At 70.6% G+C, this 22,649-nt stretch carries 33 protein-coding genes, 1 tRNA gene and 1 pseudogene; 20 read left to right on the forward strand and 15 right to left on the reverse strand.

Annotation, left to right across the window (positions count from 1 at the left end; translation table 11 throughout):
* The first annotated feature begins 9 nt into the window (after positions 1-9).
* Genes clpS through M3Q35_RS41715 form a run of 10 tightly spaced genes read left to right on the forward strand, consistent with a single transcriptional unit; the run spans position 10 to position 5,042 of the window.
* Complete coding sequence (gene clpS / locus M3Q35_RS41670) at positions 10-297, forward strand: ATP-dependent Clp protease adapter ClpS (protein ID WP_273938090.1); 288 nt, start codon at positions 10-12, stop codon at positions 295-297.
* Positions 297-854 carry a DUF2017 domain-containing protein gene (locus tag M3Q35_RS41675; RefSeq protein ID WP_273938091.1) on the forward strand — a complete coding sequence of 186 codons (558 nt, stop codon included), beginning with the start codon at positions 297-299 and terminating at the stop codon, positions 852-854. Before clpS ends, M3Q35_RS41675 begins: the two co-directional genes overlap by 1 nt.
* Positions 851-1,948: a P1 family peptidase gene (locus M3Q35_RS41680; RefSeq protein WP_273938092.1), complete on the forward strand. Its 1,098-nt coding sequence runs from the start codon at positions 851-853 to the stop codon at positions 1,946-1,948. The genes M3Q35_RS41675 and M3Q35_RS41680 overlap by 4 nt, the downstream gene beginning before the upstream one ends.
* A complete protein-coding gene (locus tag M3Q35_RS41685; RefSeq protein ID WP_273938093.1) occupies positions 1,857-2,054 on the forward strand; it encodes an ATP-dependent Clp protease adaptor ClpS in 198 nt (65 codons plus the stop codon). Before M3Q35_RS41680 ends, M3Q35_RS41685 begins: the two co-directional genes overlap by 92 nt.
* The gene (locus M3Q35_RS41690; RefSeq protein ID WP_273938094.1) at positions 2,051-2,536 is read left to right on the forward strand and encodes a DUF2017 family protein; all 486 of its coding nucleotides are present in this window, start codon (positions 2,051-2,053) and stop codon (positions 2,534-2,536) included. Before M3Q35_RS41685 ends, M3Q35_RS41690 begins: the two co-directional genes overlap by 4 nt.
* Positions 2,533-2,772, forward strand: a complete 240-nt coding sequence (locus M3Q35_RS41695; protein WP_273938095.1) for an ATP-dependent Clp protease adaptor ClpS — start codon at positions 2,533-2,535, stop codon at positions 2,770-2,772. The genes M3Q35_RS41690 and M3Q35_RS41695 overlap by 4 nt, the downstream gene beginning before the upstream one ends.
* On the forward strand, positions 2,769-3,287 hold the full coding sequence (locus M3Q35_RS41700; protein WP_273938096.1) for a DUF2017 family protein: 519 nt from the start codon (positions 2,769-2,771) through the stop codon (positions 3,285-3,287). The genes M3Q35_RS41695 and M3Q35_RS41700 overlap by 4 nt, the downstream gene beginning before the upstream one ends.
* Before the next feature lie 45 nt (positions 3,288-3,332).
* Entirely contained in the window at positions 3,333-3,749 is a 417-nt protein-coding gene (locus tag M3Q35_RS41705; protein WP_273938097.1) for a M67 family metallopeptidase, read from the forward strand.
* A 59-nt stretch (positions 3,750-3,808) separates the two neighbouring features.
* The gene (locus M3Q35_RS41710; protein ID WP_273938098.1) at positions 3,809-4,087 is read left to right on the forward strand and encodes a MoaD/ThiS family protein; all 279 of its coding nucleotides are present in this window, start codon (positions 3,809-3,811) and stop codon (positions 4,085-4,087) included.
* A 4-nt stretch (positions 4,088-4,091) separates the two neighbouring features.
* Positions 4,092-5,042, forward strand: a complete 951-nt coding sequence (locus tag M3Q35_RS41715) for a PLP-dependent cysteine synthase family protein (protein WP_273938099.1) — start codon at positions 4,092-4,094, stop codon at positions 5,040-5,042.
* A gap of 75 nt (positions 5,043-5,117) precedes the next feature.
* Here M3Q35_RS41715 and M3Q35_RS41720 read toward each other — a convergent pair whose 3' ends face one another.
* Positions 5,118-5,483 carry a nuclear transport factor 2 family protein gene (locus tag M3Q35_RS41720; RefSeq protein WP_273938100.1) on the reverse strand — a complete coding sequence of 122 codons (366 nt, stop codon included), beginning with the start codon at positions 5,481-5,483 and terminating at the stop codon, positions 5,118-5,120.
* 42 nt (positions 5,484-5,525) lie between these two features.
* Entirely contained in the window at positions 5,526-6,413 is an 888-nt protein-coding gene (locus tag M3Q35_RS41725; protein WP_273944676.1) for a LysR family transcriptional regulator, read from the reverse strand.
* Between the two features lie 85 nt (positions 6,414-6,498).
* Between M3Q35_RS41725 and M3Q35_RS41730 the strand changes: the two genes are divergently transcribed.
* Complete coding sequence (locus M3Q35_RS41730) at positions 6,499-7,251, forward strand: sulfite exporter TauE/SafE family protein (RefSeq protein ID WP_273938101.1); 753 nt, start codon at positions 6,499-6,501, stop codon at positions 7,249-7,251.
* A gap of 19 nt (positions 7,252-7,270) precedes the next feature.
* Positions 7,271-8,251: an LLM class flavin-dependent oxidoreductase gene (locus tag M3Q35_RS41735; RefSeq protein WP_273938102.1), complete on the forward strand. Its 981-nt coding sequence runs from the start codon at positions 7,271-7,273 to the stop codon at positions 8,249-8,251.
* Here the strand turns inward: M3Q35_RS41735 and M3Q35_RS41740 are convergent.
* Positions 8,248-9,084, reverse strand: a complete 837-nt coding sequence (locus M3Q35_RS41740; protein WP_337960524.1) for an SMP-30/gluconolactonase/LRE family protein — start codon at positions 9,082-9,084, stop codon at positions 8,248-8,250. The two genes, M3Q35_RS41735 and M3Q35_RS41740, sit on opposite strands and share 4 nt — an antisense overlap.
* A 63-nt stretch (positions 9,085-9,147) precedes the next feature.
* On the opposite strand from M3Q35_RS41740, the gene M3Q35_RS41745 reads away from it, so the two are divergent.
* Genes M3Q35_RS41745 through M3Q35_RS41755 form a run of 3 tightly spaced genes read left to right on the forward strand, consistent with a single transcriptional unit; the run spans position 9,148 to position 11,371 of the window.
* Positions 9,148-9,789, forward strand: a complete 642-nt coding sequence (locus tag M3Q35_RS41745) for a rhomboid family intramembrane serine protease (RefSeq protein WP_273938105.1) — start codon at positions 9,148-9,150, stop codon at positions 9,787-9,789.
* Positions 9,786-10,604 (forward strand): glutamate racemase, encoded by an 819-nt coding sequence (gene murI, locus M3Q35_RS41750; protein ID WP_273938106.1) that lies wholly within the window; start codon positions 9,786-9,788, stop codon positions 10,602-10,604. Before M3Q35_RS41745 ends, murI begins: the two co-directional genes overlap by 4 nt.
* Positions 10,601-11,371: an MBL fold metallo-hydrolase gene (locus M3Q35_RS41755; protein ID WP_273938107.1), complete on the forward strand. Its 771-nt coding sequence runs from the start codon at positions 10,601-10,603 to the stop codon at positions 11,369-11,371. Before murI ends, M3Q35_RS41755 begins: the two co-directional genes overlap by 4 nt.
* A gap of 1 nt (position 11,372) precedes the next feature.
* Here the strand turns inward: M3Q35_RS41755 and M3Q35_RS41760 are convergent, their stop codons facing one another.
* Positions 11,373-11,999: a DUF2231 domain-containing protein gene (locus M3Q35_RS41760; RefSeq protein WP_273938108.1), complete on the reverse strand. Its 627-nt coding sequence runs from the start codon at positions 11,997-11,999 to the stop codon at positions 11,373-11,375.
* 58 nt (positions 12,000-12,057) lie between these two features.
* Between M3Q35_RS41760 and rph the strand changes: the two genes are divergently transcribed.
* Positions 12,058-12,831: a ribonuclease PH gene (gene rph / locus M3Q35_RS41765; protein WP_273938109.1), complete on the forward strand. Its 774-nt coding sequence runs from the start codon at positions 12,058-12,060 to the stop codon at positions 12,829-12,831.
* Entirely contained in the window at positions 12,828-13,433 is a 606-nt protein-coding gene (rdgB, locus tag M3Q35_RS41770) for an RdgB/HAM1 family non-canonical purine NTP pyrophosphatase (protein WP_273938110.1), read from the forward strand. The genes rph and rdgB overlap by 4 nt, the downstream gene beginning before the upstream one ends.
* 74 nt (positions 13,434-13,507) lie before the next feature.
* Here rdgB and M3Q35_RS41775 read toward each other — a convergent pair whose 3' ends face one another.
* Complete coding sequence (locus M3Q35_RS41775; protein ID WP_273938111.1) at positions 13,508-13,969, reverse strand: group II truncated hemoglobin; 462 nt, start codon at positions 13,967-13,969, stop codon at positions 13,508-13,510.
* 86 nt (positions 13,970-14,055) lie between these two features.
* On the opposite strand from M3Q35_RS41775, the gene M3Q35_RS41780 reads away from it, so the two are divergent.
* Complete coding sequence (locus tag M3Q35_RS41780) at positions 14,056-14,397, forward strand: winged helix-turn-helix transcriptional regulator (protein ID WP_273938112.1); 342 nt, start codon at positions 14,056-14,058, stop codon at positions 14,395-14,397.
* Here the strand turns inward: M3Q35_RS41780 and M3Q35_RS41785 are convergent.
* From M3Q35_RS41785 to M3Q35_RS41800, 4 genes are all read right to left on the reverse strand, one after another.
* On the reverse strand, positions 14,378-14,713 hold the full coding sequence (locus tag M3Q35_RS41785) for a DMT family transporter (RefSeq protein ID WP_273938113.1): 336 nt from the start codon (positions 14,711-14,713) through the stop codon (positions 14,378-14,380). The two genes, M3Q35_RS41780 and M3Q35_RS41785, sit on opposite strands and share 20 nt — an antisense overlap.
* A 276-nt stretch (positions 14,714-14,989) precedes the next feature.
* Positions 14,990-15,529 (reverse strand): hypothetical protein, encoded by a 540-nt coding sequence (locus tag M3Q35_RS41790; protein WP_273938114.1) that lies wholly within the window; start codon positions 15,527-15,529, stop codon positions 14,990-14,992.
* Positions 15,530-15,615: 86 nt separating this feature from the next.
* Complete coding sequence (gene bcp / locus M3Q35_RS41795; protein ID WP_273938115.1) at positions 15,616-16,089, reverse strand: thioredoxin-dependent thiol peroxidase; 474 nt, start codon at positions 16,087-16,089, stop codon at positions 15,616-15,618.
* Between the two features lie 34 nt (positions 16,090-16,123).
* Positions 16,124-16,651: a hypothetical protein gene (locus M3Q35_RS41800; RefSeq protein WP_273938116.1), complete on the reverse strand. Its 528-nt coding sequence runs from the start codon at positions 16,649-16,651 to the stop codon at positions 16,124-16,126.
* Between the two features lie 260 nt (positions 16,652-16,911).
* Here M3Q35_RS41800 and M3Q35_RS41805 point away from each other — a divergent pair, with 260 nt between their 5' ends.
* Positions 16,912-17,511 carry a TetR/AcrR family transcriptional regulator gene (locus tag M3Q35_RS41805; protein ID WP_273938117.1) on the forward strand — a complete coding sequence of 200 codons (600 nt, stop codon included), beginning with the start codon at positions 16,912-16,914 and terminating at the stop codon, positions 17,509-17,511.
* Here the strand turns inward: M3Q35_RS41805 and M3Q35_RS41810 are convergent.
* Both M3Q35_RS41810 and M3Q35_RS41815 read right to left on the reverse strand, forming a co-directional pair.
* A pseudogene (locus M3Q35_RS41810) lies at positions 17,483-18,108 on the reverse strand (alpha-ketoglutarate-dependent dioxygenase AlkB family protein). The gene M3Q35_RS41805 and the pseudogene M3Q35_RS41810 sit on opposite strands and share 29 nt — an antisense overlap.
* A gap of 137 nt (positions 18,109-18,245) precedes the next feature.
* A tRNA-Leu gene (locus tag M3Q35_RS41815) sits at positions 18,246-18,319 on the reverse strand.
* 98 nt (positions 18,320-18,417) lie between these two features.
* Here M3Q35_RS41815 and M3Q35_RS41820 point away from each other — a divergent pair.
* Positions 18,418-18,639: a DUF3618 domain-containing protein gene (locus tag M3Q35_RS41820; RefSeq protein WP_273938118.1), complete on the forward strand. Its 222-nt coding sequence runs from the start codon at positions 18,418-18,420 to the stop codon at positions 18,637-18,639.
* 46 nt (positions 18,640-18,685) lie between these two features.
* Here the strand turns inward: M3Q35_RS41820 and M3Q35_RS41825 are convergent, their stop codons facing one another.
* The 4 genes from M3Q35_RS41825 to M3Q35_RS41840 form a co-directional block, all read right to left on the reverse strand.
* Entirely contained in the window at positions 18,686-19,294 is a 609-nt protein-coding gene (locus M3Q35_RS41825) for a TetR/AcrR family transcriptional regulator (protein WP_273938119.1), read from the reverse strand.
* Positions 19,295-19,365: 71 nt separating this feature from the next.
* Entirely contained in the window at positions 19,366-19,737 is a 372-nt protein-coding gene (locus tag M3Q35_RS41830) for a hypothetical protein (protein WP_273938120.1), read from the reverse strand.
* Between the two features lie 117 nt (positions 19,738-19,854).
* Positions 19,855-21,888 carry an MDR family MFS transporter gene (locus tag M3Q35_RS41835; RefSeq protein ID WP_273938121.1) on the reverse strand — a complete coding sequence of 678 codons (2,034 nt, stop codon included), beginning with the start codon at positions 21,886-21,888 and terminating at the stop codon, positions 19,855-19,857.
* Positions 21,889-22,000: 112 nt separating this feature from the next.
* Complete coding sequence (locus M3Q35_RS41840) at positions 22,001-22,603, reverse strand: TetR/AcrR family transcriptional regulator (RefSeq protein WP_273938122.1); 603 nt, start codon at positions 22,601-22,603, stop codon at positions 22,001-22,003.
* Between the last annotated feature and the right edge of the window lie 46 nt (positions 22,604-22,649).

Genomic DNA, 22,649 nt, shown 5'->3' on the forward strand with positions numbered 1-22,649 from the left:
ATTGGCGGTATGACCACGCCCGTCGAGCAGCACAAGCCGGAGGTGGAGTCGGTCGGCAGCGAGGACCACCCGTGGCTGACCGTCGTGTGGAACGACCCGGTCAACCTCATGTCCTACGTGACCTACGTGCTTCAGAAGATCTTCGGCTACAGCCGCGAGAAGGCCACCAAGCTGATGTTGGACGTGCATCACAAGGGTCGGGCGATCGTGTCATCGGGCAGCAAGGAGAAGGTGGAGACCGACGTGGCGAAACTGCACGCCGCCGGCCTGTGGGCGACCATGCAGCAGGACTCGTAGTGCGGGGTTGGCGACGGCGCGGCGAGCAGTTGGTCGCCGAGGTGGACCGGCAGGAGGCGGCGATCCTGCGTGGGCTGGTCGGCCAGGTGCTGGACATGCTGGCCGCGCGGGAGCAGGACGCGCCCGACGACGAGCTGGCCGAGCTGACCGGGATCCGGGTCGGGCCCTCGACCGCGCCGGACGACCCGATCCTGTCCCGGCTGCTGCCCGACTTCCACCGGCTGGACGACGACCAGCCGTCGAAGGAGGACCTGGACTCGGCGGCCGCGCTGCGCAGTCTGCACGAGCCGGAGCTGCTGGAGTTCAAGACCGGCGTGGCGCAGATCGTGATGGACACCTGCCCGCCGGACGGCGGTCCGATCCTGCTGTCGGTGGAGCAGGCCGACGCCTGGCTGTCGGCGATCAACGACGTGCGGCTGGCCCTGGGCACGGCGTTGGACGTCACCGAGGACATGCCGGACGAGCTGCCCGAGGACGATCCCCGGTCCTCGCACCTCGGCGTCTACCACTGGCTGACCTGGGTGCAGGAGAGCCTGGTCACCGCGGTGTCGTCGTGATCACCGACGTGCCCGGCGTGCTGGTCGGCCAGTACCAGCGGCTGGGCGACGGCTGGGCCACCGGCACCACCGTGGTGCTGACCCCGGAGGGCGCGGTGGCCGGCGTCGACCAGCGCGGCGGCGCGCCCGGCACGCGGGAGACCGACGTGCTGGAGCCGTCTCGGCTGGTGCAGGAGATTCACGGCGTGTGTCTGACCGGCGGCAGCGCGTACGGGTTGGCCGCGGCCGACGGCGTGATGCGCTGGCTGGCCGAGCGCAATCACGGTGTCAGCGTGGGGGAGTTGCCGCATGAGGTCGTGCCGGTCGTGCCGTCGGCCGTGTTGTTCGACCTCAAGCTGAGCGACTGGGGCAACCGCCCCGACGCCTCCTTCGGCTACGCCGCGTGCGAGGCGGCGTCGGACGGTCCCGTCGAGCAGGGCTGCGTCGGCGCCGGAACCGGCGCTCGATGTGGGTCTTTGAAGGGTGGGATCGGCACCGCCAGCATGGTCGTCGACGGGCTCACGGTCGGCGCCATCGCCGCCGTGAACGCCATGGGTGAGGCCGTGAACCCCGACGGCCTGCCGTGGGCCCTCGACCACGAGATCGACGGCGAGTTCGGCGTGTCGCCCCCGGGCGCGCCGTCCGTGGAACTCCGGCCCAAGCGTTCCGCGTTGAACACCACGATCGGTGTGGTCGCCGTCGACGCCGTGCTGTCCAAGGCCGAGTGCCAGCGGATCGCCGCCGTCGCCCACGACGGCCTGGCCCGGGCCATCCGGCCCGCGCACGCCATGTACGACGGCGACACCATCTTCGCGCTGGCCACCGGCCGGCAGGAGCTGACGGGAGTGCGGGGCATGGCGCTGGACCGGGTGTGCGAGGCCGGCGCGCAGGTGTTCGCCCGGGCCATCGTGCACGGGATCCTCGCGGCGACCACGGTGGCCGGTGTGCCGGCGTACCGTGACGCATGGCCGGAGGCTTTGGGGGAAAGTGACGGACTGGCATGTCGCTGTGCACAACGACGAGATGAACGTGTTCCCGGTGGTGGTCGACGTGCTCAACCGAGTGGTCGGACTGAAGCTGGACGATGCGATCGCCGGCACGTGGCGGATCCATGAGCAGGGGTCGGCGCTGATCTCGTCGACCAGCCGCGACGCCGCGGAGGCGATGGTCGCGCGGCTGCACAGCTACGGCATCGACGCCTCGGTCGGGAGGTCCTCGTGACCGAGACGGACAATGAGGTCGCGCTCGACGGCGACTGGCTGGTGCTGTCGCTGTCGGCGCAGGCTGTGGCGGTCATCCGCCGGGCGGCCGGCGATCTGGCCGTGGCCATCGAGGACAAGCGGGCCAACGAAGCCTGGTGGAGCTTCCGGACACCGATGCACCTGTTCCCCGAGGCCTACGAGTCGCGTCGCGACCAGAAGGCGTACATCCAGCGGCATGAACTGGACATCAGGGCGGAACTGACCGCGGCCGCGCACCGGGTGATCGCGGCGCTGGACGCCGGACGGCCCATGCGCTACCCGGCGGCGCAGGCCGACGACCTGCTTCGAGTGTTCGGGTCCGCGCGTCTGCTGTACGTGGACCGAGACGCGCCGCCGAGCAGTGCAACTCCGAAGGCCGCCGCCGCGTACCTGCTGAGCGCGATGCAGCACGAAATCGTGGTGACGTTGCGGCCGGAACTGGCGGGGGTGGGACCGCAGTGAGCGAATTCCGAGTGGTCGCCTTCAACGACCTGCGCAGCGAGGACGCGGTGGTGGCCGACATCCTCAACCGGGTCTGCGGGCTGCCGCTGGCGGACGCGGTGGCGCTGACCAGACAGATCGAGGTGGACGGCAAGGCCACCGTCGGCCTGGCCGCGACGCGGGCCGACGCCGAGGTGATCGCCGCCCGGATGCTGGGCTTCGGGCTGCGGCCGGTGATCGAGAGGAACAGGGCATGAGCTGGTCGCACGGCTTCGACGTGGTCGTCGGCGAGAACCAGGTGCTGCTCAACCTGACCGAGCACACGGTGTCGGCGCTGCGTGAGGGCATCGGCACGCTGGCCCGCTACCTGGACGACATGCCGGCTCAGGGCGGCTTCAAGGACCGGCTGATGTTCCGCCGGGACCGCCTCGAGCTGCTGGACCGGCTGCTGCCGCCGGTCTCCGAGTACTCGCCGTCGGCCCAGGAGTTCCTGGCCCGCTGGGGCAACGACCTGCGGGTGGAGCTGCGCGACGCGGCCCGCCGGGTGCTGGCCTCCATCCCGGACGCCGGCCCGGTCAGCTATCCGCTGGTCAACGTGGACGACTGGATCCGGGTGCTCGGCCAGGCCCGGCTGGTGTGGGTGCCCCGCGGCACCTCAGGGGACACCCGGTCGGGTGATGCCCGGCTGCGCAACGCCGGACTGTTCGCCGAGCTCCAGGGTCAGCTGGTCCGGGCGCTGCGTCCGGAGCTGGCCGTCCAGCTGACCGGCTGATTCCCAAGCCTCGGGACAACCCCGGCCACCTACTAGGATGATGGTGTGCTGGTGATCCGCCGTGACCTGGTCGAGGCCATCGTCGAACACGCCCGCCGGGACCATCCCGACGAGGCGTGCGGGGTGGTCGCCGGCCCGTCCCCGGACCGGCCGGAGCGCTTCGTGCCGATGCTCAACGCCGCGCGCTCGCCCACCTTCTACGAGTTCGAGTCGGGCGACCTGCTGCGGCTGTACCGCGAGATGGACGGCAACGACGAGGTGCCGGCGGTGGTCTACCACTCGCACACCGCGACCGAGGCCTACCCCTCGCGCACCGACGTGTCGTACGCGGGCGAGCCGGAGGCGCACTACGTGCTGGTGTCGACCCGGGAGCCGGACACCCATGAGTTCCGGTCCTACCGGATCGTCGACGGCGAGGTCACCGAGGAGCCGGTGACGATCGTCGAGTCGTACGGGGAATAACCGGCCACTGCCGGGCGTCCCAGCCAACAGCAAGGCCGACAGCGGAGGTTAGACAGCACATGGCCATCACCGTCTCGATCCCGACGATCCTGCGCACCCACACCGGCGGTGAGAAGTCCGTCGAGGCCGCCGGCGCCACCCTGAGCGAGGTCATCGACAACCTCGAGGCCAACCACGGCGGCCTCAAGTCCCGCCTGGTCAAGGACGGCGTGTTGCACCGCTTCGTCAACATCTACGTCAACGACGAGGACGTCCGCTTCGCCGGCGGCCTCGAGGCCAAGGTCGCCGACGGCGACAACGTGACCATCCTGCCGGCCGTCGCCGGCGGCAGTCGCTGACGTCGTGGCGCGGTACGACTCGCTGCTCGACGCGCTCGGCGACACCCCGCTGATCGGGCTGCCCCGGCTGTCGCCGTCGGAGACGGTGCGGCTGTGGGCCAAGCTCGAGGACCGCAACCCGACCGGCTCGATCAAGGACCGGCCGGCGCTGGCCATGATCGAGGCGGCCGAGCGGGACGGCACGCTGTCGCCGGGCTGCACGATCCTGGAGCCCACCTCGGGCAACACCGGCATCTCGCTGGCCATGGCGGCCAAGCTCAAGGGCTACGGCCTGGTCTGCGTGATGCCGGAGAACACCTCGACCGAGCGCAAGCAGCTGTTGCAGGCCTACGGCGCCCGGATCGTGTTCTCGCCGGCCGCGGGCGGGTCCAACCAGGCCGTGGCCATGGCCAAGGACCTGGCCAAGCAGAACGCCGACTGGGTGATGCTCTACCAGTACGGCAACCCGGCCAACGCGCGGGCGCACTATGACGGCACCGGTCCGGAGATCCTGCGCGACCTCCCGTCGGTCACGCATTTCGTGGCCGGCCTCGGCACCACCGGCACCCTGGTCGGGGCCGGGCGGTTCCTGCGTGAGCACAAGCCCGACATCCAGATCATCGCCGCCGAGCCCCGGTACGGCGAGCTGGTCTACGGCCTGCGTAACCTCGACGAGGGCTTCGTGCCCGAGCTGTACGACCCCGAGGTGCTCACCGGCCGGTACTCCGTCGGCTCCTACGACGCCCTGCGCCGCACCCGGCAGCTGCTGGAGTCCGAGGGCATCTTCGCCGGCATCTCCACCGGGGCGATCCTGCACGCCGCCCTGGCCGCCGCCGAGAAGGCCGCCGCCGCCGGCAAGACCGCCGACGTGGTCTTCGTGGTCGCCGACGCCGGCTGGAAGTACCTGTCCACCGGCGCCTACTCCGGCACCCTCGACGAGGCCGCCCAACGCATGGACGGCCACCTCTGGGCCTGACCGCCCTTCTTTGGCTCTACCTGAGTGGCTCATTTGGCTTCCGAAGCCAAGTGAGCCACTCAGGTAGAAGGAAAATCAGCCGCCGGCGTAGTCGCGGGACGAGACGATGAGGCCGTCACGGACCCGGAGCACGAAGATCGCCGGCATGGTGATGTCCTTGTCGCCCAAGGTGCCCCGGTACGTGAACTCGCCGACGACCACCTCGGGATCGGTGGTCTCGTGGACCACCACGTCGTCGGCCCGGAAGTCGACGCCCATCTCGGCGGCGCGGGCGAAGTGCGCACGCAGCGCGGCCCGCCCCTCCAACCGGGCCACGGCCGGATCCGTGCTGAACGGATGCTCGACCACGGCGTCCTCGGCGTACAGCAGCGGCAGCCGGTCCCACTGCTTGCCGACAACGCCGTCGACCAGCTGTCGGAACACTTCGGCGGATGCGGTCATGATCATTACCCCCTAAACGGAACGTTCACTCCGCATCCAACGCTAGCGTGAACGGGCGCCAGGTGCCAGGGGTTTGGCCTCGGCCAGGGCGAAGGAGCGGAAGGCGTCGGCGGCGGCCGGCATGAACCGGTCGCACCAGGCCAGCCCGATCATGCGATAGCACGGCGGATCGGACACCGGCAGCTCGACGACGTCAGGCAGGGGAGCGGGGCCGGGCCCCATCAGCCCGACGCCACAGCCCGCGCCGATCAGCCCCCGCAGCGTGGCACCGTCCTCGCCCTCGCAGGCGATCCGCGGCGCGAAACCGGCCTCGGCGCACAGTCGCTCGGTCGTCGGCCGCATGCCGAACCCCCGGGAGAAGATCACGAACGGCTCGTCGCGCACCTCGGCCAGCTCCACCGATGATCGCCCGGCCAACCGGTGATACGTCGGCACGACCAACACGAGCGGTTCGCGCAGCAGCGGCTGCCAGATGATCCCGGGGGAGCCCGGCGTCGAGATCAGCAGCAGGTCGACCAGGCCGTCCAGCAGGTACTGCTCGATCCGCTCGGTCCCGCCCTGCCGCAGCCGGAACTGCACGTTCGGGCGGCGTGGCCGATATCCGCTGAGCAGCGTCGGCACGACCAGCGGGCCCATCGTGTTGAGGAAAGCCAGGTTCACCGTCCCGCGATCGGGGTCGGCCAGCTCGCCGATGGACTGCCGTGCGCCGTCGACCGCCGACACCGCCCGCCGCGCGCCGTCCAGCAGCGCCTGGCCGTTGGCGTTGAGCCGCAGACCCCGCCCGACCCGGTCGAACAGCGGGGCGCCGACCTCCCGTTCCAGCCGGCCCAGGCCTCGCGACAGCGCCGGCTGGGACAGGTGCAGCGTCTCGGCCGCCTCCGTCACGGTCCGGCTCTCGGCGACCCGGATGAACCACCGCAGCTCGTCCATGTCCACGTATCGATGTCTAGCACGCATCGTTTCAATGGGGAACATTCATTGGACGCATCGATACGCTCGGGTCGACCCTCAAGGGGTGACTCCACTGGCACTCGGTCTCGTCGCCGCGACCGGACTGATCGTGGGCATGCTCAACGCCGTCGCCGGCGCCGGAGCGCTGCTCACCTTCCCGCTGATGGTCGGCCTCGGCCTGAGCCCGCTGGCCGCCAACGTGACCAACTGCGTCGGTGTCGTGCCCGGCTCGGTGGCCGCGATCGTCGGCTTCCGCAAGGAACTGCGCGGCCAGGGCGGCGTGCTGCGCAAGCTGGTGCCGCCGGCGGCGATCGGGTCGGTGGTCGGCGCGGTGCTGCTGTTCATGTTGCCCGGCAAGGTCTTCGACTACGCCGCGCCGGCGCTGCTGGCCATGGGTGCGGTGCTCGTGCTCACGCAACCGTTGCTGGCCAAGCGATTGCGGAATCGAGCGCCGCATCGGAACAACAAGGCCTTGCTCGCCGGCATGTTTGCCAACGGCGCGTACGGCGGCTACTTCGGCGCCGGTGTCGGCATCATCTTCGCCGCGATGCTCGGCCTCATGGTCACCGACGACGCGCACAAGATGAACGCCATCAAGAACGTGCTGCAAACCGCGGCCAACGGCGTGGCCGCGGTGATCTTCGCCTTCACTGCCCCGGTGAACTGGCCGGCGGCGATCGTGCTGGCCGCGACCACGGCGATCGGCGGGCCGCTCGGGGCCCGCATCTCCCGCTACCTCCCGGCCACCGCGCTGCGTTCGGTGATCGGCGTCCTCGGCCTCGTCACGGCGTCCACGTTGCTGCTGCGGACCTTCTGACCGGCGCTACCATCGAGGCATGGGGGATAAGCGGATATCGGTACTGGACGTCGCCCCGCTCTGGCGAGGTGACACCGCCAGCGGCGCACTGCGAGCGTCCCTCGACCTCGCCACGCAGGTCGAGGCGCTGGGGTATCACCGGTACTGGACGGCCGAGCACCACAACACGCCCTGCCTGTCCGCCACCGCGCCCCCGGTGATGGTGGCGCAACTGGCCAACGTGACGAGCACGATGCGGATCGGCTCCGGCGGCGTGCTCCTGCCCAACCATGCGCCGCTGGTGGTGGCCGAGCAGTTCGGCGTGCTGTCCGCCTTCCATCCGGGACGGATCGACCTCGGCATCGGGCGGGCCCCCGGCGGCGACGCGCGGATCGCGACGGCGCTGCGCCGAGCGGCCGAGGGCGAAGACGAGTTCGTCGCGCAGATTGCCGAGCTGGCCAGCTATTTCGGCCGCGGCGGGCCCATCTCGGCCGGTGCCGCCGTCGAGCACCGGCCGCCGATCTGGCTGCTGGGCTCGAGTCCGGCCAGCGCGAAGATGGCGGCCCGCCTCGGCCTCCGCTACGCCTACGCGCACCAGATCAAGCCGGCGACCACCGAGGAGTCGCTGCGCGCGTACCGCGACGGGTTCCAACCGTCCGCCGACCTGGCCGAGCCGTACGCCATGGTGTGCGCGCTGGTCACCGTGGCGGAAACGGACGCGGCGGCCGACCGGATGATCCGCCCCTACCTGCTGTCGAGGCTGTCCATGCGCGCCGGCACCGGGTTCGACGCGTTCCCCAGCCAGGCCGAGGCCGACGCCTACTCCTTCTCGGCCGAGGAGCGCGAGCACGTCCAGAACTTCGCGGACGCGCAGCTCGTCGGCGGCCGCGACACCGTGCGGCACAAGGTGTCCGAGCTGATCGCCGCGACCGGCGCGGATGAGCTGATGGCGCTCACCCTCGTGCCGGACCGCGACGACCGGATCAACTCCTACCGCCTGCTCGCCGAACTCGTGCCCTAGCCGGCGAACAGCGTCGACGGCAGCCCGACGCCGAAACCGGGCAGCACCAACAAGGATCCGGCCAGCTCCTCGGGATTCTCCAAGCCCTCACGCGCAGTCGTCACGTAAAGGTCGGTGAAATCGGGGCCACCAAAGGCACACGCCGTCGGCTGCGACACCGGCAGCGGCACCTCGCGGTCCAACTTGCCCTCCGGCGTGTAGCGGCGGATCGCGCTGCCGCCCCACACTGCCACCCACAGGCACCCGTCGGCGTCCACGCACATGCCGTCCGGCGAGCCCTCGACCGTGCACAGTGGACGGCGGTCGGTGGCGGAACCCGTTGCCAGGTCGTAGTCGAAGACGTCGACCCGGCTGGTCGGCGTGTCGATGTAGTACATCAGCGCGTTGTCCGGGCTCCACGCGATCCCGTTGCTGATGGTCACGTCGTCCAGCAGCACCTTGGCCGCGCCGTCCGGCTCCACGCGGGCCAGCCAGCCGCCGCCCTCGGCCGTGTCGTAGCGCATCGTGCCGGCCCACAGCCGACCCGCGCCGTCCACCGCCGCGTCGTTGCCGCGCAGGCCCTCGCGCTCCCAGTACACCAGCCAGCGCTGGCCCCCGTCGGCGTCGAGCAGCGCCACGCCGTCGCGCAGGTTGGCGATGAGGCCGCCGGCCGCGCGGGGCTTGGCCGCCCCCACGTGCTGCGGCGTCGGCAGCACGCTGTCCGTGCCGCGCCCCGGGTCGTACCGGTGCACCGCGCTGCCCAGGATGTCCACCCAGAGCAGCGTGGACGTCGACGTGTCCCACGTGGGGCCCTCACCGAGCGTTGCGTCGCCGCGCACTGCCACTTCGATCACTAGCTGCACCTTAGGGGTTGTTCCTGATGCCCTGGACCGCTACCGGGCCTTACGCTCGGTCACGTGGCTACCCTTCCCGTACCGTCGGCGCCTGGCAAGCCCGTCAACCGGGTCCTGCCGCCCAGACCGCTGCAGGCTGCCGTGGTGATCGTCGCGTTCACCGCGCTGCTGTACGTGGTCGAGCTGGTCAACCTGGCCATCTTCCACGGCTCGCTCAACGACTACGGCATCGTGTCGCACCGGGTGACCGGGCTGCTGGGCGTGATCTGGGCGCCGCTGCTGCACGTCGGCTGGGGTCACCTGATCTCCAACACGCTGCCGGTGCTGCTGTTCGGCTTCCTGGCCATGGCGGTCGGCATCCGGCAGTGGGTGGCCGTCACCGTGGTGATCTGGCTGATCAGCGGCCTTGGCGTGTGGCTGACCGAGGACACCGGGGTGTCCACCGTCGGCGCGTCCGGCATCGCGTTCGGCTGGCTGATGTTCCTGCTGGTGCGGGGCATCTTCAACCGCAGCCTCAAGCAGCTCGTGGTGGCCGCGGTGCTGCTGTTCTACTGGGGCAGCGCGCTGTGGGGCCTGCTGCCCAATGTGAATCCGGAGATCTCGTGGCAGGCGCACGCGTTCGGCGCACTCGGCGGCCTGCTGTCGGCCTGGTTGGTCGCGATGGCCAACCGACCGGCCCGCACCGCCGGTAGTCTCGCAGCGTGAGCCCTGCCGCCGACGCCCCGATCGGGATTTTCGACTCCGGCGTGGGCGGCCTCACCGTCGCCCGCGCGATCATGGACCAGCTGCCCGGCGAACGCGTCCGCTACCTCGGCGACACCGCGAACTGCCCGTACGGACCGCTGCCCATCGCCGAGGCTCGCCGGCACGCACTCGCCGCGTTCGACCAGCTCGTCGCCAGCGGGGTGAAGATGCTGGTCATCGCCTGCAACACGGCGTCGGCCGCCTGTCTGCGGGACGCCCGTGAGCGCTACGACATCCCGGTCGTCGAGGTCGTGCTGCCGGCGGTGCGCCGGGCCGTGGCCACCAGCCGCTCCGGGCGTATCGGCCTGATCGGCACGCAGGGCACCGTGCAGTCCCGGGCCTACGACGACGCCTTCGCCGCCGCCCCTCAGGTCACGCTGACCAGCGCCGCCTGCCCGCGGTTCGTGGACTTCGTCGAGCGGGGCATCACGTCGGGCCGGCAGGTGCTGGGCCTGACCGAGATGTACCTGGAGCCGCTGCACCGGGCCGATGTGGACACGCTCATTCTCGGCTGCACCCACTATCCGCTGCTCACGGGCGTGATCCAGATCGTGATGGGGGACCAGGTGACGCTGGTGTCCAGCGCCGAGGAGACGGCCAAGGACGTGGTCCGGGTGCTGACCGAGCGCGACCTGTTCCGGGAAAGCGCCGAGGACTACCCCGAGCACGAATTCCTGGCCACCGGCCCCGCCGAGCCGTTCCGGCGATTGGCCCGCCGATTCCTGGGTCCGCAGGTAGGGGCGGTCGGCGCCGTCATGTCACCCTCTACGCCGTGAAGCTGACCATCATCGGGTGCTCGGGCAGCGTGCCCGGGCCGGCCGCGCCCGCCCCGTGCTACCTGGTCGAGGCGGACGGCTTCCGGCTGGTGTTGGACCTGGGCAACGGCGCCCTGGCCGCGTTGCAGGCCCGGATCAGCGCGTTCGACATCGACGCGCTGGCCTTCTCACACCTGCATCCCGACCACTGCGCCGACTTCAGCGCGCTGGCGGTGCTGCGGCGCTACCACCCGCAGCCGCCGTACCCACCGGAGCAGCGCCGGCTGCCGGTGTTCGGCCCGTCCGACACGGCCCGCCGGTTCGCCGCCCAGTACGCGCCCAACGACGCCGAGCGGCAGACCACCGACTTCTCCACGGTGTTCGACTTCCATCCGCTGACCGGCGAGACCGTGCAGATCGGCCCGCTGAAGGTGACGTCCGCGCTGGTCACCCACCCGTGCGAGGCCTACGGCTTCCGGATCGAGCACGACGGCCGGTCGCTGGTCTACTCCGGCGACACCGCGGCCTGCCCCGCCCTGGACGGCCTGTCCGCCGGCGTCGACCTGCTGCTGGCCGAGGCCACGTGGACCGACCTGCCCAGCCGCCCCGCGGACATGCACATGTCCGGCCGGCAGGCGGGGCAGACCGCGTGCCGGGCCGGTGCGGGCAGGCTCATGCTGACCCACGTCGCGCCGTGGACGGACCCGGAGGTCGTGCTGGCCGAGGCGCGCGGTGAGTTCGACGGCGAGGTGCTGCTCGCCGAGCAGGGCCGGTTCTACGAGGTCTGAATCACCCGCCTACGCCCTTCCAGACGGCCGAGGCGCCGCTGTCGCCGATCAGGTAGATCTCGTACGTCACCGCGACCGCGCTGGCGATCAGCGCGAGCGCCACGATGACCGTGATCACGCCCCAGAACCTCGACGCGGACGGGGCCTCCTCGACCATACCGGGAGTGGCGGCGACCTCCTCGTCCAGCTCCTCGATGCTGTGCACACCCGGGGCGACCGGCTGCTGACGGAGCGAGGCCGAGGGCGCCCGGACCGCGCGCACGCCGCCGGTGGCCCGCTCGCGGTCGGCGATCCGGCCCACGACCAGCAGCAGGAGCAGCATCACGCCGAAGGCGATCGCGTACGGCAGCAGGGCGTTGCCAAGGTCCCGGTGATGGGCCAGCCCGGGCGGCGACCCCTTGATCGAGTTGTACAGGGCCTCCCCGGCCTGCTGGGTGATCGGCACCGCGCCGATGCCCAGGACGGCCAGCACCAGCACCGGCAGCCAGTAGCGGCGGCGCCACTTCGGGACCACGGCGATGATGATGCTGCCGACCGCCGCCAGGGGCAGCAGCACGACGACGGCATGCACCAGCAGCGGGTGGAGCGGCAGCCCGTTGATGGTGAACGAGTTGTCGGCAAGGGTCATGACAACCTCACGTTGGGAGCGGCCCGGCGGTTCAATCGGGTGCCCGTAGGCTAGCCGCGTGGTTAGAGCAGACGGCCGAGGCGACGAGTCCCTCCGCGAGATCAAGATCACCCGTGGCTACCAGCAGTGGCCGGCCGGCTCCGTGCTGGTCGAGTTCGGCAACACCCGCGTGCTGTGCGCGGCCAGCGTCAACGAGGGCGTGCCGCGCTGGCGGGCCGGGTCCGGGCTCGGCTGGGTCACCGCCGAGTACGCCATGCTGCCGTCGGCCACCCACACCCGGGGTGACCGGGAGTCGGTCAAGGGCAAGATCGGCGGCCGCACCCACGAGATCAGCCGGCTGATCGGGCGGGCCCTGCGGGCCTGCATCGACCTGTCCGCGCTGGGCGAGAACACCATCGTCATCGACTGCGACGTGATCCAGGCCGACGGCGGCACCCGCACCGCGGCCATCACCGGCGCGTACGTGGCGCTGGCCGACGCCATCACGTGGTTGGACGCGGCTGGTCGGCTGGCCGACCCCAAGCCGCTGTCCTGCTCGGTGTCGGCGGTCAGCGTCGGCGTCATCGACGGCCGGGTGCGGTTGGACCTGCCGTACGAGGAGGACTCCCGGGCCGAGGTCGACATGAACGTGGTCGCCACCGACGCCGGCACGCTGGTCGAGGTGCAGGGCACCGGCGAGGGCGCCACCTTCGCCCGTTCCACCCTCGACCAGATGTTGGACCTGGCATTGGCCGGTTGCGCCGAGCTGACCCGCCTTCAGGCCGAGGCGTTGGCGCTGCCCTACCCGGGTCAGCTGCCGGAGCCGTCGCCCAAGGGACGGCGTCGGTCGTGACCAAGCTGCTGTTGGCCACCCGCAACGCCAAGAAGCTGGTGGAGCTGGACCGCATCATGGTCGCCGCGGACGTGCACGGGGTCGAGGTCATCGGCCTCGACGCCGTTGCCCCGTTCCCGGAGGCGCCCGAGACCGCGCCCGACTTCGAGGGCAACGCCTTGGCCAAGGCCCGCGACGCCGTCGCCGCCACCGGCCTGCCCGCCGTCGCCGACGACTCCGGCCTCACCGTCGACGCCCTCAACGGCATGCCCGGCGTGCTGTCGGCCCGTTGGTCCGGCCGCCACGGCGACGACTTGGCCAACCTCCAGCTCGTGCTCGCCCAGCTCGGCGACGTCCCCGACGACCGCCGCGGCGCCGCCTTCGTCAGCGCCGCTGCCCTCGTCCTGCCCGACGGCACCGAGGTCGTCGTCCGGGGTGAGTGGCGCGGGGCGTTGATCCGGGAATCCCGTGGCGCCAACGGTTTCGGCTACGACCCGATCTTCGTGCCGGAGGGCGGGACCCGCACCTCGGCCGAGATGGCCCCCGCCGAGAAGGACGCCCAGTCCCACCGCGGCCGCGCCCTACGCCTCCTGCTCCCCCACATCACCGCCGCCCTGACCTGATCCTCCCCCAATGCAGGGAAGGACGCCTTACCTGCGTCCAATGCAGGTAAGGCGTCCTTCCCTGCATCAGGGGGTCACCTCATTGGCGGAGCGACGCCCCAGCCCCAGTGGGGGACGGGCGCGTGCGGCACCGGGGTGGCATCCGGCTGCGAGTTGGACAACGCGATCCGCGTCCCCCACTCCAGGTAACCGGTGAACGCCGCCCGGAACTCCGGATCCGCCGGCAGGCCGACCTCGTCGGCGGCGTCCTGGAGCAGGCTCACCCAACGGCGGCGCTGCGGCTCAGTGATCGCTTTGCCCAGGTGCATACCGAGCATCGTCGAATACCCGCCGCGCTCCGCGGTGTACGCCGCCGGCCCGCCGAACACCTCGCCCAGCCACAGCGCCACCCGCCGCGGATGCTCGGTCGACATGCCCCGGAACAACGGCTCCAGCAGGTCGTCCTTCACCACCTCGCGATAGAAGGCCTCAGTCAGCTCGGTCAGGGCTTTCTCCCCGCCGGCCCAGTCGTACAGTGTCGGTTCGGTCTCACCCACGAGCAGCTCCTCCCCATTTGATCACCGCGCAGACGCAACCACCGCCGAGCGCGGCCGACAAGTACGCACTTTCCGGTAGGTAGCCAATGGAACGGCGTTACCACTGCCCGGTCGAGCTCACCCTCGACGTCGTCGGCGGCCGCTGGCGCGTGCTCATCCTGGCCCGCCTCAAGCAAGGCCCGCTGCGCTACGGCCAGCTGCGCCGGCTCATCCCGGACATCAGCGAGAAGATGCTCAACCAGCGCCTGCGCGAACTGGAAGCGGACGGCCTCTTGCTGCGCGACGCCAGCGAAAAGCCGGAGCTGCGCACGGATTACCGGCTCAGCCCGGAGGGCGAGACCCTGGCTCCGGTGTTGCAGAGCCTGTACGACTGGGGTCTCGCCCGGGCCGAGCGCACCGGCGTGGATGTCACGCCGGCTGGTGAGTGACCGACATCTGCACCACGAGCACGCCGGCCAGGATCAGCACCATGCCGCCGATCGTCAGCGCCGACACGGGTTCGGAGAACAGCACGCGGTTGGCCACCACGACCAGCGCGATGCCGCCGCCGGCCCACACCGCGTAGGTGACCGGCATCGGCATGCCCAGCCGGATCACCTGTGACTCCAGGTAGAAGGCGAGCGCGTAGCCGGCGATCAGGCCCAGCACGGGCAGCGGCTGGCTCAGGCCGTTGGACAGTTTCAACATGATCGTCGCGAACACCTCGGCGACGATGGCGAGGGCGAGCAGGATCCACATCAGCATTGCTGGTTCCAAGTTCGGGCGCGCACCAACGGCCGATGCCGCCGGGCGGCGGATCGGGGGTACGCGAAAGGGACCGCTGAACTCAGCGGCAAGCGGGATTAAGGCCGGTCAGGCCGGACTCAACCGCCGCGGGTCGGGAAGTGGACCCGCAGGACGAACTTGGAAGGACGCTCAGGACCGCTTGGTGTGGAGGAACCACACACGGCGTATCACCCTCACGTTGCACCGGGGCGGCCAGTCGCCAGCCCTCGGGCCCAGCTTACCCCATTCGGGGGCTCACAGCCCGGGCGCGAGCGCCGTGACCTCGTCGTTCACCGCTGCGGCGGCGGTCACCCAGTCGGTGCCGACCGGGAAAGACGCCAGCACAACCACGACAAATCGCCAGTCGGCGCCGACCAGACCACTGGTGTGCAACACCACGTCACGCGGACTCGTCGACCACCCCTGTTTGATCGCCCACGGCCGCGGCAGCGTCGGAATGCCGAAGTACTGGTCGAAACCGTCCGAGGCGTGCCGGGGAGCGGCCGCCAGCGCGTCCACGATCAGGTCGTTGTCCAGCACATGCCGGTAAATCGCGACCATGTCGGCGATGCCCAGCATCGTGTCGCCCCAGCGGCCCACGATCTCCGGCGGCCGGGTCGACGGCAGCGCCAGCCGCGCGGCCGTGCGCGTGACGATCGCCGGGCCGCCGTCGGCGTCCCACAGCTCGTTGGCCACGCCGTCGTCACTGGCCGACAGCATGCGCCACAACGCATCCCGCAGCGGCGGCTCGGCCGGCCGCCGCTCGAGCACGTCCAACGCGATCAGCAGCTTCACCAGCGAGGCGGACCGGAAACTCAGCTCCGCGCCCCGCCAGTGCAGTGCCCGATCGGCGACTCGGTCGTAGACCGCTACCGCGCGGCTCAGATGCCGAGATCCTTGCGCAGCTTGGCAACGTGGCCCGTCGCCCGCACGTTGTACGAGGCCTTGGCGATCTTGCCGTCGGCGTCGACGATGAACGTCGACCGGATCACGCCCATCACCGTGCGGCCGTAGTTCTGCTTCTCGCCGAAGACGGCCCAGCGCTGCATCACCGACTTGTCGGCGTCGGACAGCAGCGGGAAGGTCAGCCCCTCGGTGTCGCGGAACTTGGCCAGCTTCTCCACCTTGTCCGGGGAGACGCCCAGCACGGCGAAGCCGGCGTCGTTGAACTCGGCCAGGTTGTCCCGGAAGTCGCAGGCCTGCTTGGTGCAGCCCGGCGTCATCGCGGCCGGGTAGAAGTACACGACGACCTGCCGCCCGCGGTAGTCGGACAGCGCGACCTTGTTGCCGTCGCTGTCCAGGAGCGTGAAGTCCGGCGCCGTGTCGCCGACGGCCAGCCGCGTCTGCTCAGTCATAGCGCGAACGTAGCGTGCCGGTCTGACAATCGGCCTAGGCGGTCCCCGCGAACGCCGTCGCCGGCGCCCCGTCGACCACGTCCGGGCGAACCAGGATCCGCAGGTCGGTCGGCTGCTGCGGGACCGCGAAGGCCACCGTCAGCTGCACCGACCGGCCCGGCGGCAGATCGTCCTGCGCCGCCACGTAGCCGCCAAGGCCCTGCGCCGGATCCACGACCTCCTGCGCCGGCTGGCCGCCGATCGTCGCCTTGATCGCCAGCTGCGACGGCTTGTACGTCGAGGTCGTGCCGTTCTCCACCGTCAGCTCGAACACCGCCGCTCGGGCCGCCTGCGGGTAGGCCGTGCTGCTCGGGCGCTGCGACCGGGGCTGCGAGATCGTGATCGCCAGGCCGTTCGGCCAGGTCCGGCGGTCCCCGAACGCCGCATCCATGGTCTTCGTCACCTGGCCCGCCGTGGGATTCGCGCTGCTCTCCACCGCCGACAGCTGAGGGCCGCCCGCCGTGCCGCACCCGGCCAGCAGCGCCACGAGGCACGCCGCCCCGACCAGCCTGACGATCCGCACTGTCCCGCTCCCCTCAGCAACCTGTCCACCATGGCGGCCATCCGGGTGTCCGGGCCAACCGGTTACGACAGTCGCTGCACACCTGGTGCCGGGACGTGGCCAAGCCGTAACCGACTGACGACGGAGTGTGGGCGACCCCACAGCCTCTTGTCGTACTTCGCCCGTGCGGCGACAGCCGGTTGGTCCACATTGGTGACTCGGGCATCGCCGATCGTCTCGGCACGCGACCTGGGGGTATCCGGCGTCATACAGTCGTGGGCGTGACTTCAGCCGACTCCACGGTCGCCGGCAGGCCGTTGCGTGCCGACGCCCGGCGCAACCGCGCCCGGGTGCTGGAAGTGGCCCAGCAGGTGTTCGCCGAGGAGGGCCTGGCCGTGCCGATCGACGAGATCGCGCGGCGGGCCGGGGTCGGGGTCGGCACCGTCTACCGGCACTTCCCGACCAAGGAAGCGCTGTTCGTGGCGATCATCGTGGAGCGGCTGCGCGGGGTCGGCGAGGTCGCGCAAGAGCTGGCCAAGGGGCCGGACGCGGGCAAGGGCTTCTTCGCCTTCTTCGAGCACATGGTCCGCGACGCCAGCCTGAACAAGGCCCTGTTCGACGCGCTGGCGGCCAGCGGCAGCTTCAACCAGGAGCTGACCGCCGAGGCACGGCAGGTGATGCTCACCGGCCTCGGCGACCTGCTGGACAAGGCCCAGGCGGCCGGCGAGGTTCGGGCCGACCTGACCGCCGCCGACGTCAAGACGCTCATGGTCGGCTGCCTGACCATGGCCCGTCAGGGCACCACCGATCCCGGCCTGATCGTCGGCGTCGTGTGTGACGGCATGCGGCCGATCAGTCCAGGCCGGACACCCGAAGCGTGATGTTGAGGCGGCCGGCGGTCAGCCCGGTCGCCGGATCTCCGCTTCCCGGCACGGTTTTCGTCACGCCGTGATAGGCGAACCGGGACGGCCCGCCGAACACGAACAGGTCCCCGCCGCGCAGCTCGACGTCCGTCCACGGCCGGTTGCGGTTCTCGGTGTTGCCGAACCGGAACACGCAGCTGTCGCCCACGCTCAGCGACACCACCGGCGCGTCGCTGCGTTCGTCCTTGTCCTGGTGCAGGCCCATTTTCGCGACGCCGTCGTAGAAGTTGACCAGCGCCACGTCCGGCACGTAGCCGGGGTCGCCCACCGCCCTCGCGCCCAGCTCCGCCAGCCAGCCCGGCAGCGCCTTCACCGGCGAGCCGTCTTCAGTGGTGCGGCTGTACCGGTACGGCGTCCAGTGCCAGCCCAGGCACACCGTCTGCACGGACATCACGCCGCCACTCGGCAACCGCGTGTGCCGCATGCCCGCCGGGGAGCGGCCCACTCCCGACAAGCGGCCACCAGGCGCTGTTGTTCTACAAGACTCAGCCAGTCCGGCGTGTGCACCGCGCCGGGCGCGATCTCCACCGGCTCCCGCTCGAAGATCGACTCCACGGCACCCTCCCGCTTCCGCGCCACCCTCGGGGCGTGGGGCGGAGCCCCACATCGGGGGGTGTGGGGGGTCGTCCCCCCACAACAAACACCGGAGCGGCAAGGCGAGCGCCCTCCGCGAGCACAGTTCACCCATCGCGTAGGGCCGGTCGGACTCGAACCGACACTGGCACGGACCTAAACCGTGTGCCTCTGCCAATTGGGCTACGGCCCCCTGCTGGTAAGCCTAGCGGGCTCCTTCCAGCGGGCCCCAGGAGCGGGGCCTAACGTGGTCAACTACGGTGGTTCCGGCACGCACGGCGAGGAGGACAAGTGGCTCGCGATCCCGACACCATCCAGCGCGAGATCGAACAGGCGCGGGACGCGCTGGCCGCCACCCTGGACGAGTTGGTCGTCAAGGCCAACCCCAAGCAGTACGTGGACCAGGGCAAGGACGCGGTCCGGGCCCGGCTGTCCGATCCGCGGGTCAAGTACGCGTTGATCGGCGTCGGGGTGCTGGTCGGCGTCCTGGTGGTGCGCAAGCTCTTCCGCTGATCCCCAGCGGCATCGAGACCCCCGCCGCGGCGGGGGTTTTCGTGCGTCAGGGTCTCAGCAGCGGCAGCAGCACCTGGTCGACGAGCCGGTCGACGAAGGTGTCGTCGAGCGGATCGCCGGTGAGCATCAGCCGGTACGTCAGCGCCGCGCCGGCCAGCTCGACCGCCATGCCACGGGGCGCGTCCAGGCGAACCTCGCCGCGGGCGGTGCCACGGTCGATGATGCCGCGCAGCACGTCCCGCTGCGCCACCAGGAACGTCTCACGGAACGCGGTCGCCAGCTCGGGCTCGTGCGGCAGCTCGCCGACCAGCGCCTGGGCCGCCTTGCCGGTCGGGCCGGACAGGAACGCGGCGAAGGCGCTGAGGAACTCCCGCAGATCACCGGTCAGCGACCCGGTGTCGGGCTCCGGGATCTCCTGGTGCACGAGCTGGTTCACGGTGTCGATGACCAGGTCGAGCTTGGACTCCCAGCGCCGGTAGATGGTCGCCTTGCCGGCGCGCGCCTTGGCCGCCACGGCGTCCATCGTGAGCGCGCGGTAGCCGACCTCGGCCATCACGTCGAGGGCGGCTCTGCGCAGCGCCTCGTCGCGGGTGGCGTCTCTCGGCCGACCGCGGGCAGCCGCGTTTGCCTGCTCCGCGTACGACGTTGTGGCCAAGACCAGCCTCCCGATACGGCTACGGGTCGCCCTTCGGGATCATCCTAGGTGCAATCAGCCGGTCGGGTGGCTCAGTTCCCCTCGTCCTCGGTCTCGTCGGCCAGCTCGGACAGGTCCATCTCCTGCGTGTTCTCGCCGACGCGCGGCGGATCACCCGCTGGCGTGTCGGCCTCGGGCTCGGGCCGGGTCGGCGTGCTCAGGCCGTGCCGGGCGTGCAGGTACGCGGTGGTGAACGCGAAGGCGTCGCCCTCGAGCAGGTGCACGACGGTCGGCTTGCGCTCGGCGTCCGTGCCGGTCAGCTGCTCGACCATCTGGTCGGCCCGGTCCCGCGCGGCGATCAGGCCGGGCGCCTGCTCGGTCAGCACGGTGTCCTCGGACCGGACGTTGACCGTCCAGTCCTCGCCCTGTGGCTGGTAGTTCACCAAGATCGGTGTCGCGCCCATTCCTCGGTCACCCTCCCCGTCATGCGGCCTCCCCGGTCGATGGGGCCGCTCAGGTGAAACGCGGCACCATCGGACGCATGACGACGCTACACCGATCGGGTGACCGCCAACCGTGTCTTACACCAAAGCGTGCCTACCTTGTCGCTGTTCATCGCCCGCTTGTTCGATCATTCGGGCGGCCACCCGGTCGATCGCCGCGTCCAGGTCCTCCCGGCTCTTCGGCCGCCAGTCGGCCAGCCGCTCCACGATCCAGCCCCGCCAGGCGTCGGCCAGCCGGCCGAACTCGGCCTGCCCCCGTTCGGTCAGGTCCAGTTCCTCGCCGCGGCGCTCCAGGTAGCCGCTGAACTCCAGCGCGAAGAAGGCCGGCTCGAGCACCTTGCCCGGCAGCCGGTGCTTCTCGGCGATGGCCGCGACGGTGGGCGGGCGGTGCAGTTTGTGCTGGAACTTCACCCGCATGAGGCACCAGACGCCGCCTTCGTCCAGGCTCGTCCCGGACCGGCCGAGGATCTCCGGCGCGGCCTTGCGGCGTTCCCGGTACATCAGCGTGGAGATGGCCCGCTCCAGCTCGCGGTCGGAGTCCCGCGCCTCGGGCATCGCGAACGCCTCGCCGAGCTCGGGCGCGCTGGCCCGCGACGTGTCCCGCAGCGGCATCTCCTTGAGGAAGAACGACACCAGCAGCGCCAGCAGGCCGACCGGCACCGCGTACAGGAACACCGTGTGCAACGAATCGGCGTATGCCTGCACGATAGGCCGCGAAACGACGTCTGGTAGCGCGTGCAACAGCGACGGCACGGCCGTCACGTGCGGATCAACGCCTTGGGGGAGCGGGTTTCGCGCCAGCGTGGCACCGAGGTTGTCGGTCAGCTGGCTCGAGTAGATGGAGCCGAAGATGGCGGCGCCGAACGAGCTGCCGATGGAACGCAGGAACGTCACACCCGACGTCGCCACGCCCAGGTCGGCGTAGTCGACGGTGTTCTGCACGGCGATCGTCAGCACCTGCATGGCCAGGCCGATGCCCACGCCGAGGACCAGCATGTACAGCGAGGACAGCACGATGCCGGTGTCCGGCGTGAGCAGCGACAACAGGTACAGGCCGGCGCTGATGCCGAAGCTGCCGAGGATCGGGAAGATCTTGTAGCGGCCGGTCTTGCTGACGATGTTGCCGGACACGATCGAGGCCACCAGCAGGCCGAGCACCATCGGCAGCAGCCGGATGCCCGAGGTGGTGGCCGACGTGCCCTCCACGTACTGCATGTACGTCGGCAGGAAGGACAGCGCGCCCAGCATGGCGAAGCCGACGATGAAGCTGAGGATGCCGGACACCGTGAAGACCGGGTTGCGGAACAGCCGCATCGGCAGCATCGGTTCCTTGGCCCGCAGCTCGACCGCGACGAACAGGCCCAGCAGCACGACCGAGCCGACCGACATCCAGATGATCTCCGGCGAGCTCCACGCGTAGGTGGTGCCACCCCAGCTCGTGACCAGGGTCAACCCGGTCACGGCCAGGCCGATCAGCAGGATGCCCAGGTAGTCGACGACCGGTTTGACGGCCGCCTTCACCGACGGCATGGCCGCCGCCGCGACGATCAGCACCACCACGACCAGCGGGATGTTCACGTAGAAGGCCCAGCGCCAGGACAGGTGGTCGACGAAGAGGCCGCCCAGCATCGGGCCACCCACCGTGACCACGCCGAACACCGAGCCGAGGATGCCCTGGTACTTGCCGCGTTCGCGGAGCGGGATGAAGTCGGCGATCAGGGCGGTGGCCGTGACCATCAGTCCGCCGCCGCCGATGCCCTGCACCGCGCGCCAGATGATCAGCCAGGTCATGGAGTCGGCGAAGCCGCTGAAGAACGAGCCGACGCCGAAGATCACCACCGACAGCTGGAACATGCGCTTGCGGCCGAACAGGTCGCCGAACTTGCCGACGATCACCGTCATGATCGTCTCGGCCAGCAGGTAGGCGGTGACCACCCAGGACAGGTGGCCCGCGCCGCCGAGGTCGCCGACGATCGTCGGCAGCGCCGTGCCCACGATGGTCTGGTCGAGTGCCGCCAGCAGCACGCCGAGCAGCACCACTCCGAAGATCGCGTTCGTCCGGCCGCGGCCGACGCTCGCGGTGTCCGGCTCGACTGCGGTGGTGGCAGCCATGTCGCCCCCTCGTCCCGGTCGGTTCCGACTTCACCGCACCGAGCCGTCCGCCGCAGCGGACGTCACCCGGAGAGGTGAGGTCCCGGGTTCGAGAGTACAGAACAGTTCTGTTCTATTGCCTGTGATCTGGCCGACCCAGCAGGGGCGCCAGCAGCCCGTCCACGATCCGATCCACCAGCGCTTCGTCCATCGGCTGGTCCTTGAACAGCAGCGTGGCCACCGCCAGCGCCATCGGCAGCTCGCCGAGCAGCTCGAGATCCACGCCTTCCGGCAGCTCACCCCGCTTTTCGGCCGCTTCCAGCACCACCGTCATCGGGCTCACGCCGCCTTGGCCGAGCTGTTCGCTCATCAGCCGCACCAGCTCCGGGTCACGCCGGCCGCCTTCCAGCAGCGCCAGCAGCAGCCCTCTCCGATCGCCCGGCACCTCGGTGCGCAGCCACCGCTTCGCCAGCTCCCGCACGTCGCTCAGGTACGCCCCCGTGTCCGGCGCCTCCACCTCCACCCGATTGGCGTCCAGCGCCGCCACGATCAGATGCGCTTTCGACGGCCAGCGTTGGTAGAGGCTGCCTTTGCTTACGTGCGCCCGCTGCGCCACCAGGTCCATGTTGAAACGCTCGTAACCCACCTCCGCCACCACGTCGATCGCCGCGGTCAGCACCTCGGTCAGGCGCTCCGGGGTGTCGAGCGGGACGCGTCTACGCGGTGGGGACGACATTCCGGGGACAGTACTGCCGCCCTGCGCTCCTTGGCCCGGCTGACCG

Origin of the sequence: Kutzneria chonburiensis, from assembly GCF_028622115.1 — a bacterium.
GTDB classification, from domain to species: domain Bacteria; phylum Actinomycetota; class Actinomycetes; order Mycobacteriales; family Pseudonocardiaceae; genus Kutzneria; species Kutzneria chonburiensis.